This is a genomic window from Roseateles sp. GW821-FHT03B02 (genome assembly GCF_059421025.1).
Map to the genome: position 1 here is coordinate 755,945 of NZ_JBWKUV010000001.1, position 16,746 is coordinate 772,690.

Annotated in this window: 14 protein-coding genes; 12 read left to right on the plus strand and 2 right to left on the minus strand. The window is 71.6% G+C overall.

From position 1 onward, the window contains the following. From AC07VX_RS03325 to AC07VX_RS03335, 3 genes are all read left to right on the plus strand, one after another. Complete coding sequence (locus tag AC07VX_RS03325) at nt 1-987, plus strand: extracellular catalytic domain type 1 short-chain-length polyhydroxyalkanoate depolymerase (protein WP_493163130.1); 987 nt, start codon at nt 1-3, stop codon at nt 985-987. Between the two features lie 69 nt (nt 988-1,056). Next, complete coding sequence (locus AC07VX_RS03330) at nt 1,057-1,518, plus strand: thioredoxin family protein (RefSeq protein ID WP_493163129.1); 462 nt, start codon at nt 1,057-1,059, stop codon at nt 1,516-1,518. Further along, nucleotides 1,515-2,645, plus strand: a complete 1,131-nt coding sequence (locus AC07VX_RS03335) for an MFS transporter (RefSeq protein ID WP_493163128.1) — start codon at nt 1,515-1,517, stop codon at nt 2,643-2,645. The genes AC07VX_RS03330 and AC07VX_RS03335 overlap by 4 nt, the downstream gene beginning before the upstream one ends. Here the strand turns inward: AC07VX_RS03335 and AC07VX_RS03340 are convergent. Beyond that, nucleotides 2,611-3,543, minus strand: a complete 933-nt coding sequence (locus AC07VX_RS03340; protein WP_493163127.1) for a PEP-CTERM sorting domain-containing protein — start codon at nt 3,541-3,543, stop codon at nt 2,611-2,613. The genes AC07VX_RS03335 and AC07VX_RS03340 overlap by 35 nt on opposite strands. A 35-nt stretch (nt 3,544-3,578) precedes the next feature. Here AC07VX_RS03340 and AC07VX_RS03345 point away from each other — a divergent pair, with 35 nt between their 5' ends. Next, entirely contained in the window at nt 3,579-4,358 is a 780-nt protein-coding gene (locus AC07VX_RS03345) for an alpha/beta fold hydrolase (protein ID WP_493163126.1), read from the plus strand. Between the two features lie 38 nt (nt 4,359-4,396). Here the strand turns inward: AC07VX_RS03345 and AC07VX_RS03350 are convergent, their stop codons facing one another. After that, nucleotides 4,397-5,302: a LysR family transcriptional regulator gene (locus AC07VX_RS03350; protein WP_493163125.1), complete on the minus strand. Its 906-nt coding sequence runs from the start codon at nt 5,300-5,302 to the stop codon at nt 4,397-4,399. A 125-nt stretch (nt 5,303-5,427) separates the two neighbouring features. On the opposite strand from AC07VX_RS03350, the gene AC07VX_RS03355 reads away from it, so the two are divergent. The 8 genes from AC07VX_RS03355 to AC07VX_RS03390 all read left to right on the plus strand — a co-directional run bounded on the left by AC07VX_RS03355 (nt 5,428) and on the right by AC07VX_RS03390 (nt 16,737). After that, on the plus strand, nt 5,428-5,853 hold the full coding sequence (locus AC07VX_RS03355) for a GlcG/HbpS family heme-binding protein (RefSeq protein ID WP_493163124.1): 426 nt from the start codon (nt 5,428-5,430) through the stop codon (nt 5,851-5,853). Further along, nucleotides 5,850-6,893, plus strand: a complete 1,044-nt coding sequence (locus AC07VX_RS03360; RefSeq protein WP_493163123.1) for an amidohydrolase family protein — start codon at nt 5,850-5,852, stop codon at nt 6,891-6,893. Before AC07VX_RS03355 ends, AC07VX_RS03360 begins: the two co-directional genes overlap by 4 nt. Beyond that, nucleotides 6,890-7,786: a VOC family protein gene (locus AC07VX_RS03365; RefSeq protein WP_493163122.1), complete on the plus strand. Its 897-nt coding sequence runs from the start codon at nt 6,890-6,892 to the stop codon at nt 7,784-7,786. The genes AC07VX_RS03360 and AC07VX_RS03365 overlap by 4 nt, the downstream gene beginning before the upstream one ends. Before the next feature lie 13 nt (nt 7,787-7,799). Further along, the gene (locus AC07VX_RS03370) at nt 7,800-8,669 is read left to right on the plus strand and encodes a fumarylacetoacetate hydrolase family protein (RefSeq protein WP_493163121.1); all 870 of its coding nucleotides are present in this window, start codon (nt 7,800-7,802) and stop codon (nt 8,667-8,669) included. 3 nt (nt 8,670-8,672) lie between these two features. Beyond that, entirely contained in the window at nt 8,673-10,214 is a 1,542-nt protein-coding gene (locus AC07VX_RS03375; protein WP_493163120.1) for a bifunctional 3-(3-hydroxy-phenyl)propionate/3-hydroxycinnamic acid hydroxylase, read from the plus strand. A gap of 19 nt (nt 10,215-10,233) precedes the next feature. Then, nucleotides 10,234-11,118: an alpha/beta hydrolase gene (locus AC07VX_RS03380; RefSeq protein ID WP_493163119.1), complete on the plus strand. Its 885-nt coding sequence runs from the start codon at nt 10,234-10,236 to the stop codon at nt 11,116-11,118. A 472-nt stretch (nt 11,119-11,590) separates the two neighbouring features. Further along, nucleotides 11,591-13,924 (plus strand): TonB-dependent receptor, encoded by a 2,334-nt coding sequence (locus AC07VX_RS03385; protein ID WP_493163118.1) that lies wholly within the window; start codon nt 11,591-11,593, stop codon nt 13,922-13,924. A 20-nt stretch (nt 13,925-13,944) separates the two neighbouring features. Beyond that, nucleotides 13,945-16,737, plus strand: a complete 2,793-nt coding sequence (locus AC07VX_RS03390; protein WP_493163117.1) for a glycosyl hydrolase — start codon at nt 13,945-13,947, stop codon at nt 16,735-16,737. Nucleotides 16,738-16,746: the final 9 nt, after the last annotated feature.

Sequence of the window (16,746 nt, forward strand, 5' to 3'; positions counted from 1 at the left end):
ATGCGGGCGCTGGCGTCGGCCCTGGCCCTGCTCGTGCTGCTGCCTGCAGCCCAGGCCCAGGCCCAGGCCCAGGACACGCTGCGCGACCGGCTCAAGGCCCGCATCGAACAGCGGCGCGCCGAGCGCGGCACACCCGCCGCGGGTGGCCTGCAGGAGCTGCAGGTGCAGGGCCGCAAGGTGCTCGTCCACCTGCCGGCGGGTTATGACGCCGCCCGGCCCGCGCCGCTGGTGCTGGCCTTGCACGGCGGCGGCGGCCATGCCGAGTACATGGCCGACGACACGAAGTACGGCCTGCAGCGCAAGGCCGACGAGGCCGGCTTCGTCGTCGCCTTTCCCAACGGCTACAGCAAGCTGCCGGGCGGGAAATTTGCCACCTGGAACGCCGGGGGCTGCTGCGGCGATGCGCGCGACCGCCACATCGACGACGTGGCCTTCGCCCGCGCCGTGGTCGCGGCGCTGCAAGCTCGCTACAGCATCGACGCCAGCCGCGTCTTCGCCACCGGCATGTCCAACGGCGGCATGCTCAGCCACCGCCTGGCCTGCGAGGCGGCCGACGTCTTCCGCGCCGTGGCCTCGGTGGCCGGCACCGACGCCACCGCCAGCTGCACGCCGGGCAAGCCGATCTCCGTGCTGCACATCCACGCCCGCGACGACGACCACGTGCTCTTCAACGGCGGCGCCGGCCCGAAAGCCTTCCGCGACGAGGGCCAGGTGATGGCCTTCGTGTCCGTGCCCGAGACCGTGTCGCGCTGGGTGCAGCGCGACCACTGCGCCGCCCCGCCGCGGCGCACGCTGGACGCGGCCGGCGCCAGCTGCGAGGCCTACGACAGCTGTGCCGGCGGCGTGGCCGTGCAGCTCTGCGTCACCGAGACCGGCGGCCATTCCTGGCCCGGCGCCGACAGCGTGCGCCACGGCAGGCCGGCAGCGTCGCGGGCCCTGGACGCCAACGACGTGATCTGGCGCTTCTTCGAGCAGGCCTCCCGGTAATTCGATTGGAATCGCTTCCAATTTCCTGCTCCATACTGCGCTGCACGCCCTGATGCCGCGACTCGTCCCATGCGTTTACTGACTGCCGCCCTCCTCCTCGCCACCAGCCTCGCCGCCACCGCCGGCGGCCCGCCCCCCATCTACGACGAAGCGGCCGACGCCAAGGCCACCATCCACGCGACGCTGGCCGAGGCCGCCCAGGCCCGGCTGCCCGTCCTCGTCGTCTTCGGCGCCAACTGGTGTGGCGACTGCCGCATGCTGGACGCCACTTTCAAGCACGGGCCCAGCGCCCCGCTGATCGCCAGGAGCTTCAAGGTCGTCAAGGTGGACGTGGGCCGCTTCGACCGCAACGTCGACATCGCCGAGAGCTACCGCGTGCCGCTGAAGAAGGGCATCCCCGCCGTGGCCGTGCTGTCGCCGCAGGGCCGACTGCTCTACGCGACCGAAGGCGGCGAGCTGGCCGATGCCCGCAAGATGGGCGACCAGGGCGTCTACGACTTCTTCACCCGCATCAGCGCGGGCGCCCGATGAATCCGGTCGTCGGCGCATCGCGCGCGCTGCGCGCGCAGTTCTTCGTGCTCGGCGTGATGTTCGCAACCTGGGGCGTGCACGTGCCCACCGTCAAGGGCCACTACGGCCTGGGCGAGCAGGCGCTGGCCCTCGCAATGCTGTCCGGCGGCGTCGGCGCGCTGATGGCCCTGGCCCAGGCCGGCCGCGTCGTCGGCCGCTGGGGGCCGCGGGCCGTGTCCGCCGTCATGGGCGTGGCCTGCTGCGCCTCCATCGCCTGCCTGCTGGCGGGGTCGGCCTACGCGGCGCTGCTGGCGGTGATGCTGGTCTTCGGCATCACCGGCAGCCTGATGGACGTGGCCATCAACACCGAGGCCACCGAGATCGAGCACCTTGCGGCCAAGCCCCTGATGAGCGGCTTCCACGGCATGTTCAGCCTCGGCGGCATGGCCGGCGCCGGCCTGGGCAGCGCGGCACCTGCGCTGGGCCTGTCGCCGCAGGCGCATCTGCTCGTCGCCACGGGCCTGGGCGCGGTCGTCACACTGCTGGCCAGCCGCGCCATGCTGCCCGTGCCCGAGAAGGCCGCCGAAGAAAAACATCCGCTCAGCCTGCCGCGCGGCCCGCTGCTGCTGCTGGGCGTGCTGGCCTCCATGGGCCTGATCGCCGAGGGCGCGATGTACGACTGGAGCGTGCTCTTCATGAAGCAGGAGCGTGCCAGCGAGGCCAGCACGGCGGCCCTGGCCTATGCCAGCTTCAGCGGCGCGATGGCGGCAGGCCGCTTCGGCGGCGACTGGGTGCGCGCGCACATTTCCGGCGCCGGGCTGATGCGCGCCAGCGGCGTGCTGGCCGCGGCCGGGATGGCCCTCGCGCTGGCCCTGCCCTCGCCCACCGTCGCGCTGCTCGGCTTCGCCCTCGTGGGCCTGGGGCTGAGCAATGTGGTGCCGGTGTTGTTCAGCGCGGCGTCGAAGGTGCCGGGGGTGTCGTCGGCCCACGGCATCGCTGCCGTGTCGGGCGTGGGCTATCTCGGCATGATGGCCGGCCCGCCGCTGATCGGCCTCGTCGCCGAGCACTCGTCGCTGACGGCGGGCCTCGTGGTCGTCGTCGTGTTCGCCGTCTTCATGGCCTTGTCGGCGAAGCGGGCGATGCGCTAGCGCGCAGCTGGCGCGAGGCCACGCCCTGCGCCGCGTCGATCTGCGCAGGGCTCAGGCCCAGCTCGCGCCCCGCGCGGCTCGCCGCCCCCAGGCTGGCCGGGTCACGGCCGGTGAGCTGGCCGAAGATGACCAGCGCCTCCAGATAGCTGCCCCAGGCGCTGAGGTGATAGCTGTCGTCGCCCCACAGGTTGACTTGCCCGGGCGTGATGCCGTCATAGGGATCGCGGTCGGCAACGCCTTCCTGCACGGCGCGCAGCGCCGCATCACCCACCGGCAGCACGCCGGCGATGCAGCCGGCGCGCGCCGCGGCCAGAGCATAGGCCGCGTGCAGGTCGCCCTGCATGGCTTCCAGGGTCATGCCCGCCCAGCGGCCGCCGGGCGTGCGGTAGACCTGATCGGCGCGCGCCCAGGTTTCAAGCAGGTGGACGCGAGCGGCGGGATTGACCACCTGCACCAGGGCCTGCAGCCTGCCGGCCGCAGCCACGAAGGCCGTGGCGTCTCCGGGCTTGCGCGGGCTCAGCGTGCTGTACTCCTGCAACACGACGATGTCCCAGGGCCGGCTGGCGATCAACGCGTGCTTCTCGTCGAGGTGAAACTGCAGCGTCTGGCCGCTGACGAGCTCGCTGGCCACGTCGACGGACACGCCCGCCTCGTCCGCCAGCTGCTTGAACACGCCCGGCACGCCCCCGTAGCCGCTGCCGTTCAGGTCCGTCACACGCGCCGCGTTGTAGTGCAGCACCGGCGGCGCATGGCCGTGCAGGAAGCTGTTGCCGACGAACAGGATGCGGTGCGGCACCGGCGCGGTGGCGGGCGGCAGCGGCGTGCGGTCGCAGCCTGCGGTGGCCGCTGCTGCGGCGGCGAGCAGGGCCAGAGGCAGGAGATGGCGGGCGAAGCTCATCCGGGCAAGTATGGCCGGGCTGGGATGATCGCGGGATGCAGGTCGACGATCACTGGGTTCTTCATCCGCGCGGCAGGCTCTTCGCACGCTCATGGGCGCCGCCGGGCGAGGCCGCCGGCGCACCCCTCGTGCTGCTGCACGATTCGCTGGGCTGCGTGGCGCTGTGGCGGGACTTCCCGGCGGCCTTGTGCAAAGCCACCGGCCGCCGCGTCGTCGCCTACGACCGGCTGGGCTTCGGGTGCTCCGATGCGCGGGCCGGCGCGATGCCACTGGACTTCATCGCCGACGAGGCGCAGCGCTTCTTTCCGGTCGTGCTGGCGCAGCTGGGCATCACGCGCTTCGCCGTGTTCGGCCATAGCGTGGGCGGCGGCATGGCGGTGCACTGCGCGGCCGAACTGGCGGCGGGCTGCGAGGCGCTGATCACCGAGTCGGCACAGGCCTTCGTCGAAGACAGAACGGTGCAGGGGCTGCTGGCCGCCCAGGCGCAGTTCGAGGCCGCGGAGCAGATGGAACGCCTGGCCCGACACCACGGCGACAAGGCTCGCTGGGTGCTGGATGCATGGCTGCAGACCTGGCTCAGCCCGGCCTTCGCGGCCTGGTCGCTGGCGGACGTGCTGCCGCGCCTGGCATGCCCGGTGCTGGCGATCCACGGTGCCGACGACGAGTACGGGTCGGCACTGCACCCCCGGATGATCGGCCGACTCGCCGGCGGCCCGGCGCAGCTGGCCTTGCTGGCCGACACGGGCCATGTGCCGCACCGCGAGCGGCCGGATCAGGTCATCGCGGCCGTGCAGGGCTGGCTGCCGCGGCCCTGACGCGGCGCCGGGGCCGGGGCCAGGCCGTCAGGCGGTGATCAGGCGGCGAACAGCTTCTGGATGCTGGCCCGCAGCCACACGGTGGCCGCGTCCTTGTGCGCGCGCCGGTGCCAGAACTGGTGCACCGGGATCACCGGCGCCTTCACCGGCGTCTCGACGATGCGCAGCTCGGCATAGCGCGAGCAGATGTCGGCCAGGTCGCGTGGCACGGTGGCGATGAGGTCGCTGCTTTCGATGATGGGCGGCAGGCTCATGAAGTGCGAGATCTCCAGCGCCACGTCGCGCTTGAGGCCCTGCTGCTGCAGGTATTGCTCGAACACGTGGGCACGCCCCTCGGGCTTGACCAGCACGTGGCGCATGGCCAGGTAGCGGTCCACGCTGAGCGGGCCCTCGCCCACATGCGGATGGTCGCGCCGCACGATGCAGACATGGTGGTTGTCGAACAGCTTCTGGCGGAAGAACTCGGCGCTGTCCAGGTCGGGGAAGTAGCCCACCGCCAGATCGGCCGCGCCCGAGGCCAGCGCCTCCGACGCCGCCAGCCGCGGGCGCGACACGACGCGCAGGCGCAGATGCGGCGCGGCCTTGGCGAGAAAGGCCAGCAGCGGCGGCACGAAATGCATCTCGCCGATGTCCGGCGTGATCAGCGTGAAGGTGCGCTCGCTGGTGGCAGGGTCGAACTCGGCGCTGTTCAGGATCTCGGTCTTCACCGTCTCCACGACGCGCCGCACGTGCGGCGCCAGCGTCTGCGCCCGAAGCGTCGGCTCCATGTGGCTGCCGGTCTTGACGAACAGCGGGTCGCCGAACAGCGCACGCAGCCGGTTCAGCGCGGCGCTCATGGCGGGCTGGCTCAGCCCGATGGCCTCGCCGGCGCGCGTGACGCTGCGGTGCTCCGCCATCGCGTCAAAGCTCACCAGCAGATTCAGGTCGACCTTGGATATATCCATTTCGTGGATTCTAAATATCCACCCCATCATCTGGATGAATTGAAGGCATTTTCCTAGAGTCGCCGCCAGTGCAAAGCAATGCCTCGCGCCCGTCGGGCCAAGAGGCTCACCCGGAGACGACACCCATGACCCCGCTGACCCTGGCGCAGGCAAACACCCTGCTGTCCGCCGCGCTCGCCGCGGCCCGCGCCGCCGGCCATGCGCCCATGGCCGTGGTGGTGCTGGACGAGGCCGGCCACCTGAAGGCCGCCCAGCGCGAGGACGGCGCCAGCATGTTCCGCATCGACATCGCCACGGGCAAGGCCTGGGGCGCGGTCGGCATGGGCGTGTCCAGCCGCGTGCTCGCCGAGCGCGCCAAGGGCAACCCCCATTTCTTCACCACGCTGGCGGACACGGCGCAAGGCCGCTTCCTGCCGCAAACCGGCGCCGTGCTCATCAAGGATCAGGCCGGCCGCGTGCTCGGTGCCGTCGGCGCCTCCGGCGGCAGCGGCGACGAGGACGAGGCCATCTGCATCGCGGGCGTGCGGGCCGCGGGCCTGGTCGCCGCATGACCCTGCAAGCCTGCGCCTGCCGCGGCATCGACGTGCATGCGCATGTGGTGCCCGAGCACTTTCCGACCTACCTCGGCGCGCATGTGCCGGCCAGCTGGCCGTCCACCATTGCCGCCCCCAGCCAGGGCGGCCTGTGCCACCGCCACGTGATGATTGCCGGCAAGCAATACCGCACCGTGTCCGAGAAGTGCTGGAGCACGCCGCGCCGCCTGGCCGACCTGCCCGGCATGGGGCTCAGCCGGCAAGTCATCTCGCCCATGCCCGAGCTGCTCAGCTACTGGCTGGACGCGGCCGACGCACAGCCGCTGCTGCGCTACCTGAACGAGCAGACCGCCGCCATGGCGGCCAACAGCGGCTGCGCGCTGCTGGGCCTGGCCGCCGTGCCGCTGCAGGACCTGGACCTCGCCATCGCCGAGCTGCAGCACGCCGTGCAGGCGCTGGGCCTGGTGGGCGTGGAGCTGGGCAGCAACGTCAACGGCGTGCCCATCGGCGACCCGCGCTTCCTGCCCTTCTTCCAGGCCTGCGAGGCGCTGGACGTGCCGGTCTTCGTGCACGCCCTCAAGCCCACCGGCATGGACCGCCTCGTCGGCCCCGCGCCGCTGCAACAGGTGCTGGCCTACCCCAGCGACGTGGGCCTGGCGGCCGCCTCGGTCATCACCGCCAACCTGCTGCTGGCCTGCCCACGGCTGCGCCTGGCCTTCAGCCACGGCGGCGGCACGCTGGCGATGCTGCTGCCGCGCCTGCAGCAGGGCTGGCAGGTGTTCCCGGCACTGCGCGAGCAATTGCAGGCGCCGCCCGTCGAGCAGGCCCGCAAGCTGTTCTTCGACACGCTGGTGTTCGACGACGCCACGCTGCGCCATCTGGTGGAGCGCTTCGGCGCGAGCCAGCTGATGCTGGGCAGCGACCACCCCTTCAACTTCCATGACCGCACGCCGGCGCAGCGCGTCGAGGCCGCCGGCTTCGACGACGCCACCGTGACCGCGCTGCTGCATGGCAACGCCGAGCGCTTCCTCGGTCTCACTCCCAAGGTTCATCCATGAGTTCACGCTGGATCAGCGGGCTGCGCAGCGTGGCCCTCGATGTGCCCGACCTGGCACGCGCGGAAAGCTTCTACACCGACGTCTGGCGCCTCAAGGTCGCCGCCCGCACGGCCGACGCCATCTACCTGCGCGGCACGGGTGCCGACCATCACCTGCTGGCGCTGCACGCCGCCGACACGCTGGCCATCCGCCAGGTCACGCTGCGCGCCCGCAGCGAAGCGGCCCTGGCCGAGATCGCCCGCGCGGCCACCGCGGCCGGTGGCCGCGTGCAGCAGGCCCTGGCCCCCATCGCCGAGCCCGATGGCGGCACAGGCCTGACCGTGCGCGACCCCGAAGGCCGCCTCTTCCAGGTCGTCCACGGCGACGCCCGCCACACCGACACCGCCGACGAGCCCGACCGCCCCGTCCGCCTCGCCCATGCGGTGCTGAACAGCCATGCACTGCCCGCCAGCCAGGCCTGGATCGAACGGGCGCTGGGCTTCACGCTGGCGGACCGCACGCGCATCATGGCCTTCCTGAACTGCGACCGCGACCACCACACGCTGGCGCTGGGCGACGCCGACAACGACGCGCTCAACCACATCGCATTCCTCATGCCCGACCTCGACGCCGTCATGCGCGGCGGCGGTCGCATGCGCGATGCCGGCCACGCCATCGAGTGGGGCCCGGGCCGGCATGGCCCCGGCAACAACGCCTTCAACTACTTCATCGGCCCCTTCGGCGAGGTCATCGAATACACGGCCGAGGTCGAGCAGATCGATGACAGCTACGCCGTCGGCGGCCCCGCCGACTGGACCTGGCCGCCCGGCCGCGTCGACCAATGGGGCATCTCCGCCCCACCCAGCGCCGCGCTGAAAGCCGCGCAGCGCAGCGTCTTCTTCATCCCGACTTGAGGCCCTCACCGCCATGAAATTCACCACCTTTGCCACCGCCGATGGCCGCACCCGCCTGGGCCTGGTCGATGGCGAGCACGTCATCGACCTGAACGCCGCCCAGCCGCAGGTGCCGGCCGACCTGCGCGCCGCGCTCGAAGCGGGCGTGGACCTGACCGCTGCCGCCGGCGCCGCACTGGCGAGCGGCGCGCCGCGGCTGCCGCTGGCCGAGCTGACACTCGCGCCGCTGGTGCCCGAGCCCGGCAAGACCATCTGCTTGGGCCTGAACTACTACGACCACGCCAAGGAAGGCGGCCGCGAGAAGCCCGAATACCCCTGGTTCTTCTTCCGGGGCAAGAGCTCGCTGATCGGTCACGGTGCGGCGGGCCAGTTGCCCAGCGTGTCGGAGAAGTTCGACTACGAGGCCGAGCTGGCCCTGGTCATCGGCGCCAAGGTGCCGCGCCACGTGAGCCAGGCCGACGCGCTGCAGTACGTGTTCGGCTACACCTGCTTCAACGACATGTCGGTGCGCGACTACCAGAAGCGCACGCCGCAGTGGACCATCGGCAAGAACTTCGACGCCACCGGCGGCTTCGGCCCGGTGCTGGTCACGGCCGATGAACTGGCGCCCGGCGCCACCGGCCTGCGCATCCAGAGCCGGCTGAACGGTCTGGTCATGCAGGACGCGTCCACCACCGACATGATCTGGAGCGTCGCCGAGACCATCTCCCTGCTGTCCGACTGCCTGACCCTGGAGCCGGGTGACGTCATCGTCATGGGCACACCGGCCGGCGTCGGCCAGGCGCGCACGCCGCCGGTGTGGATGAAGGACGGCGACGTAATCGAGATCGCCATCGAGCGCATCGGCACGCTGGTCAACCCCATCCGCCGCGAGGGAGCCTGAGCGATGGCCGAGCCGCTGTACGACGTCGCCATCGTCGGCTTTGGGCCTTCGGGCGCCGTGGCCGCGGCCTTGCTGGGCCAGGCCGGGTTCAAGGTCTTTGTGGCCGACCGCGAGCATGAGGTCTACGACCGCCCGCGCGCCATCGCGCTGGACCACGAGGTGCTGCGCGTATTCCAGCAACTGGGCGTGGTCGAGCAGATCGAGCCCTTCATCGAGCCTTTCACCGACTCCTGCTACTACGGCGTCGATGGTGAACTGATCCGCCGCATGACCATGGTGGCGCGGCCCTACCCGCAGGGCTACACGCCCTCGGTCGTGTTCACGCAGCCGCCGGTCGAGGAGGTGCTGCGCGCCGCCGTCGCCGCACGGCCCTCGGTCATCGTCAACACCGGGCTGACGGTCTTCGACCTGCAGCAGTCGGACGCGCAGGTCGTGCTGCACTGCCGTGCCGAGGACGGCCGCGAAAGCCAGGTGCGAGCCCGCTACGCCGTCGGCTGCGACGGCGCGTCCAGCACCGTGCGCGAACTGGTCGGCATCACGCTGGAAGACCTGTCCTTCGACGAGCCCTGGCTGGTCGTGGACGTGCTGGCCAACGCGCAGGGCCTCGCCAAGCTGCCCACCACCAGCGTGCAGTACTGCGAGCCCGACCGGCCCTGCACCTACGTCATGGGCCCCAAGAACCATCGCCGCTGGGAGATCTCGCTGAAGCCCGGTGAAGACCCCAAGGCGGTCGTCGAGGACGAAGCGACCTGGGCGCTGCTGTCGCGCTGGATCACGCCGGCCGACGGCGAGCTGTGGCGCCAGGCGGCCTATCGCTTCCATGCGCTGGTGGCCGAGCGCTGGCGCGTGGGTCGCGTCTTCATCGCCGGCGACGCGGCGCACCAGCAGCCGCCCTTCCTCGGGCAGGGCATGTGCCAGGGGGTTCGAGACGTCGTCAACCTCGCCTGGAAGCTGGCGGCCGTGCTGCAGGGCAACGTGCAGGGGCCGGCCGCCGACGCGCTGCTGGACAGCTACGGCCAGGAGCGCAAGGCCCATGTGACCGACCTGACGATGCGGCTCAAGGGCATCGGCGCGGTGATCTGCGAGCGCGACGTCCAGGCGGCCCGGGCCCGGGATCGGCAGATGCTGGCCGAAGGCGTGGCACCCAGGCCGCGCCAGGACATGCTGCCGCGCCTGACCACCGGCCTGCTCGACAGCAGCGCCGCGGCGGGCAGCCTCGCGCCGCAGCCCTGGCTGCAGCTGCCGGACCGGCGAGTGCGCCTGGACCACTGGCTGGGCTGCGGCTGGCGGCTGCTGATCGCCGCCTGCAGCGACCTCGGCGGCCCCACGCCGGCCCAGGCCCGCGCGCTGCAGTTGCAGACGCTGCGCTTCGGTGACGGCGAGGGCTGCATGGCCGAGGCCGAAGGCGTCATGGCGCGCTGGTTCGAGGCGCAGCGCTGCCAGGCCGTGCTGCTGCGGCCGGACCACTACGTCTACGGCACCGCCGGCGATGCCGCGGGCCTGCGCGCGCTGCTGGACGGCGCCGTCATGGCCCTGCATGGCTGACCACTTGGATACTCAAGCCATGAACCCCGTGCCCGACTCCATCGCCGCGCGACTGGCCGCACTGGGCGCCGGCTTCAACCTGCCCGAGGTGCAGGCGCTGTACGAGCCGCTGCTGGCCCGCCAGCCCACCGACGGGGTGCTGCTGCAGCAGTCGCAGCGCTACGGCGCGCACGCGCGCCAGGTGCTGGACGTCTACCGGCCCGCCGCCGAGGCGCTGGTGCCGCGCCCGCTGCTGCTGTTCTTCCACGGCGGCGGCTTCATCCGTGGCGACAAGAGTCACAAGGCCAACATCGGCTGGCACCTGGCACGGCAGGGCATCGTCACGCTGCTGCCCAACTACCGCCTGGCACCCGAGCACCGCTGGCCCGCCGGCCCCGAAGACGTGGCGGCCGCGCTGGCCTGGGCGCGCGCGCAGGCGCCGGCCCTGGGTGCCGACCCGGCGTGCATCTTCCTGATGGGCGAGTCGGCCGGCGCAGCCCATGTGGCAGCGGCGACGCTGCTGCGGCGATTTGGCGTGCAGGTCTGCGGCGCCATCCTGGCTTCAGGCCCCTACAACGCCCGGCTGGAGCGCCTGTCGCGCGTGGCCTTCGGCATCGCCACGCCCGACCCGCGCAACGACGCCTATTTCGGCACCGACGACCCCGAGGCCCTGGCCGCCATGAGCATCGTCGAGCAGATCGATATGCCCCCCTTCCCGCTGCTGCTCAGCTACGCCGAGCGCGACCTGCTGCAGATGCAGGTGCAGGCCGGCGAGCTGTTCGCGCGGCTCGCTGGCCGGCATGGCTTTGCGCCCGAGCTGCGCTTCATCCGCCACCACAACCATTTCTCGCAGACGCTGGCCGTCAACACCGGCGACGACAGCCTCAGCGGCCCGTTGCTGGACTTCATCGCCCGCCACGCCTGAGCGGCGGCGCCGCGCGCTGCCCCAAGCCCCAAGCCCCTCGCCACGCGGCCCGTTTGTGGCCCGGAGACCTCGGTGTTTTCCCCTGAACGCACCGGCTGGAAGGACCTGTTTTTCGCCCGCCAGAGCCCCGCCACGCCCGGGCCGGCAACCCACCCGCAGCACCATCCACAACATGGATTCAGAGAATTCACTTCATCCCCTGGATGAATAAATGGTGAGTCCATAGACTGGCCCGCAACAGATCAAAAAGCCCGCCAGCCATCCCCGCAGGGCGAGGTTCACAGGAGACAAGCCATGACCCAGCCGACCCCGGCAACCTCGCCGGATTCCGCCTCGGCGCCGCCCTGCCGGCGCCCCGCCGCGGGCCTCGATTTCCCCCGTTCCTGAAACCCGCGCAGCGGCCACGCGGCCCGCTGCCAGCACACGACCAACGCACAAGGCTCAGCCTTGGCATCCATCCCAGGAGACAAACTTGACGACCCACTTCGTGCCCTTCCGCCCCAGCGCCATCGCGCTGGCGCTGTCCACCGCCAGCCTGATGTCCGTGGCGCCGCCCGCATCCGCGCAGCAAGCCGCCGCCGACACGCCCCCCGCGGCCCGGGCCGACGTGAACGAGTTGCCGACGGTCATCGTCACGGCGCAGAAGCGCACGCAGACGCTCAAGGAAGTGCCGGTCGCCATCAGCGTGGTCAGCGCCGAGCAGCTGCAGAAGCAGGGCGTCAGCGAGATCACCGACCTGTCCAAGGCCGTCGCGGCGCTTGAGTTCGGCGACACCAAGACCGGCGGCGCCGGCGGCAGCGCCTCCATCCGCGGCATCGGCACGGCGGTGTTCACGACCTCGGCCGAAAGCTCGGTGGGCATCGTCGTTGACGGCGTGCCGCTGGGCAACACGGCCGGCGGCGCGCTGTTCGACCTGGAGCGCGTGGAAGTGCTGCGCGGCCCGCAGGGCACGCTGTTCGGCAAAAACGCCTCGGCCGGCGTGCTGAACATGGCCACCAAGGCACCCCGATTCAACGCCTTCGAAGGCTCGGCCTCGCTGGAACTCTCGGGCAAGAACGTGCTGGGCTCCCGGCTTGGCAACACGGTGCTGCGCGGCGCGGTCAACCTGCCCATCAACGACATCTCGGCGCTGCGCATCACGGCCCATGCCGACCAGCTCACCGGCGTCTATCACAACGTCTACAACGGCACCGACGCCAAGACCGTGGGCACCGGCGCGCGGCTACGCTATCTGCTCAAGCCCGACGCCGACCTGAGCATCAACCTCATCGCCGACTACGACAGGAACAAGAGCAGCAATGCGGTGTTCTTCGCGCCCGTCATCGCCAACGCCTCGAACACGGCCGGCAACCATGCGCCGCTGGCCGAGTTCGCCGCCTGCGGCGTGACGGTGAGCCTGCGCAACAACGACGTCTGCTCCGACTCGCCGGAAATCTGGCAGGCCAAGGTCGGCGGGCTGTCGGCGCAGGTCGACAAGACGCTGGCCAACGGCCTGACGCTGACCTCCATCACCGCCGTGCGCGAGCGCCGCACGGGCCCGGACTACGCGGCCATCGACATGTCCGCGGGCTACGACAAGATCCGCACGGAGGGCACGGCGATCAACATCCGCCAGGCGTCGCAGGAGCTGAGGCTGGCCTCGCCGAGCGGACAGGCGGTGGACTGGGTGGCCGGCGTCTTCCTGTCCGACTATCACTCCACCAAGACCTCCACCACCACCATCCTGCCGGCGCCCTATCTGCCGTCGCCACCCGTGCCGCGCTCGATCTCCACGCTGATCGACTACACCACCGACAGCGGCTCCGCCGCGCTGTTCGGCCAGGCCACGTTCAAGCTGGACGAGCAGTTCAAGCTGCTGACCGGCCTGCGCTACACCCGCGACCGCGTGAAGGACTTGCAGGTCCGCACCGGCAACGTGGCCTTCGCCAACTTCGCGCTGCCCACCACCGTCATGAGCGGCCAGGGCGCGGCGCGCGAGAGCGACCTGTCCGGCAAGCTGGGCCTGCTGTACGCGCTGGACAAGCAGACCCAGGGCTATCTGACGCTGAGCCGCGGCTACAAGGGCCCGCAGATCGACAACGACACCCCCATCAGCGCGCTGACCGCCAACGGCGCCACCAGCGGCGCCCTCGTCAAGGCCGAGCAGCCCACCAGCCTGGAGCTCGGCCTGAAGACCAGCCTGTTCAACAAGCACCTGGACGTGGACATCGCCGTTTTCAACACCAGCATCAAGAACTTCCAGGAACAGAACTGCACGCTGAATGCGGTCGGCGCATTGAACTGCATCCCGCTGAACGTGCCCAAGGTGAAGAGCTACGGGCTGGAGCTGGACCTGCGCGCCCGCGTGCTGGGCGCGCTGAGCCTGCGTACCAGCGGCGCGCTGATCCTGGGCACCGAGTACCCGGCCGGCTTCACCTTCGACAACCAGAACGTCGGCGGCCAGCGCCTGCTGTACTCGCCCAAGGGCAAGCTGACCGTGGGCGCCGACTACGACACCGAGGTCTGGGGCGGCTACGAGTGGAGCCTGGGCCTGGACGCCACCTACAAGACCGCCGTGCGCCTGTGCAACACGCTGGCCGCCGAGTGCAGCTACAAGGCCCACAACATCCTCGGCCTGCACACCGGCCTGCGCAGCCCGGATGACAAGTGGGGCCTCAGCCTGTTCGTGCGCAACGCCGGCGACGAGCGCGTGCCCAACGCCATCCTCTACCCGCTGCCGGGCAAGGGCGCGGGCTCCGGCTACGCCTACTCGCTGGGGGCCAATTCCTTCCGCACGGTGGGACTGACGGCCGACATCAAGTTCTGATCCGGCGCAAGCTCCGTCCCATGTCCTCGATCGAAGCCGCGTTCCGCCAGCCGCCCACCGCCCAGCGCCCCATGCTGCGCTGGTGGTGGCCCGGTGGCGCCGTGGACGCGGGCGCGCTGTGCGAGCAGTTGCGCGGCTTTGCCGGCGCCGGCTGGGGCGGCGTCGAGATCCAGCCCTGCCGCGTGGGCCTGCCCCACGGGCTGACGGCCGAGCAGTCGGCCCGCGTGCACGACGTGTTCACCCCGGGCTGGTTCGAAACCGTCGCCACCGTCATGGCCGAGGCGGCGCGGCTGGGGCTGCTGGTGGACGTCACCTTTGGCTCGGCCTGGCCCTTCGGCGGCGGCGAGGCCGTAACGCCCGAGCTGGCCACGTCGGAGCTGACGCTGGCCTGGACCTCCGTGCAGGGGCCTTGCCATTGGCTCGGCGTGCCCCGCCAGCCCGAGCGCCCGCTGCGATCGGCGAGCTGGCTGGCCAGGCAGGGCGGCATTGCCGAGGAGCAGGCGCTGCCGGCCGCATGGCAGGAACGCATGGCTGCCCCCGTCGAGACCGTCGCCGTGCTGGCCCTGCGCGGCGGCGTACCCAGCCTGGGTCCCTACCCCGGCTTCGTGCCGATGACGCTGCCCGACCGCTGGGGCCAGGTGCTGGCAGCCGGCTGGGTGGACGCCGGCCGCACCGTCGACCTGACCGAGCGCCTGCAGCCCGACGGCAGCCTGGCCTGGCAGGTGCCCGAAGGCGACTGGCAGATCGTCGTCGTGCAGCGCTTCGTCGGCGACCACATGATCCTCGAAGGCGCCGGCTGCGGCCCGCAGCTGGTGCTGGACCACCTGCAGCGCGCCGCCTTCGACGCCCACGCCGCCCGCGTCGGCGACGCGGCGCTGCCGCACTGGCGCGCGCATGCCGGCGGCACCTGGCGCAGCATCTTCGTCGACAGCCTGGAGATCCCCGCCGACCTGCCGTGGACGGCCGACTTCCGCACCGAGTTCCGGCGCCGCCGCGGCTACGACCCGCGCCCGCACCTGCCGCTGCTGCTGCAGCCCGGCTGGCGCAACTGCTTCCAGGCCCGCCAGGGCGCGCCGCTGTTCGACGACGCCGACATCGGCCCGCGCCTGCGCCACGACTACCGGCTGACGGTGTCCGAGCTGATGATCGAGCGCCTCTACGGCGCCATGGCCGGCTGGGCCCGCGATCACGGCCTGCAGGCCAAGGTGCAGGCCCATGGCGCGCCGGTGGACTGGCTGCAGGCCTATGGCGCGGCCGGCATCCCCGAGACCGAAGACCTGGCTGGCGGCGCCGCACCGCACTTCCTGCGCGTGGCCCGCTCGGCCGCACACATCTACGGCCGCGAGCTCGTCACCGGCGAGGCCTTCTGCTGGCTGCTGGAAGGCTTTGCCGTCACGCCGCAGCAGGTGCGCGAGCGCGCCGACGCTTTCTTCGCCGCCGGCATCCAGCAGCTCGTCGGTCACGGGGCCAGCGCGCGCATGACCGGCTGGAGCGGAGGCCACCCCTGGTACCCCTTCGAGGCCATGGAGATCGGCACCCCGCTGGACGACGCCAACCCCTGGTGGACCATGGTGCGCCCGCTGACCGACTACATGGCCCGCAACCAGCTGCTGCTGCAGCGCGGCCGGGCCTGCGTGCCCGTGGCCGTGCTGGCGCCGCTGGACCTGTTCGCCTTCACCAGTGCCGCCGAGCGCATGACGCCGCCGCCCTGGCACGACGCGCTGCTGGATGCCGGCTACGACTGGGACTGGATCAACGACCACGGCCTGCTGGCCAGCCGCCTGGAAGCTGGCGCGCTGGTGACGCCGGGCGGCCACCGCTACCGTGCGCTGCTGCTGCCCGACCTGCCGGCACTGCGTGCCGAGGTGGCCGAGTTCCTGGCCGCCTGTGCCGAGGCCGGCGTGACGGTCAGGGCCTGCGGCCGCGTGCCGGCCCGCGAGGCAGGCTTCAAGGACGCCGCGGCGCGCGACCTGCGCGTGCAGCAGGCACTGCGGGCGGTCCGCCTCGTCGCGCCCTCCGCGCTGGGCCGCGAGCTGCGCACGGCCAAGGTGCCGCCCAGCCTCCCGCTGGACCCGGGCCATGGCTGCAGCTTCCACGTCCGCGAGGACGGCGAGCAGCAATGGGTGCTGCTGCGCAACGCCGGCGCGACGGCGCAGACGCTCTCCTGGCCGTTGCCGGCCGGGCAGGCCGCCGAGGTCTGGGATGCATGGAGTGGAGAGGTACAAGGCATGAAGACCATTGACCGCGTCGAGACGCCACTGCCGGCAGGCAGCTCACGCTGGCTGCGCATCGCGCCCGCGGAGCGCTGCCGTACGCCGCGCGCAGCCCGCGCGGCAACGGCCGGCAAGGCCATCGAGCGCGAACTGCGCGGCCCCTGGCAGGTCAGCGCCGACGGCGTGGGGCTGGGCGGGCGCCGCGTCCGCTTCGACGCCACCTGGGACACGCTGGCCGACCTGCGCAACCTGGCCGACATCGCCGACTTCGCCGGGCAACTGCGCTACACGTTGCAGTTCGACGTGACGGCCAAGGACCTGGCCGCCGGCGCGCTGGTGCTGGACCTCGGCACCGCCCACGATGCGCTGTCACTGCAGCTCAACGGCGACACGCCCTGGATGCGCAGCGAGGGCCCGTTTGTCTTCGACGTGACCCGCCGCGTGCAGGCGGGCATGAATACTGTCGTCATCACCGTGGCCAATGTGCCCGAGAACGCTCACCGCGACCCCGCCCGCCCCGGCGGCCTGCCGCTGCCCGGACGGCGCCTGACCCGCCTGCCCACCGGTCTGCTCGGCCCGGTCCGGCTGCGCACGGCCTGACCCTTTTCA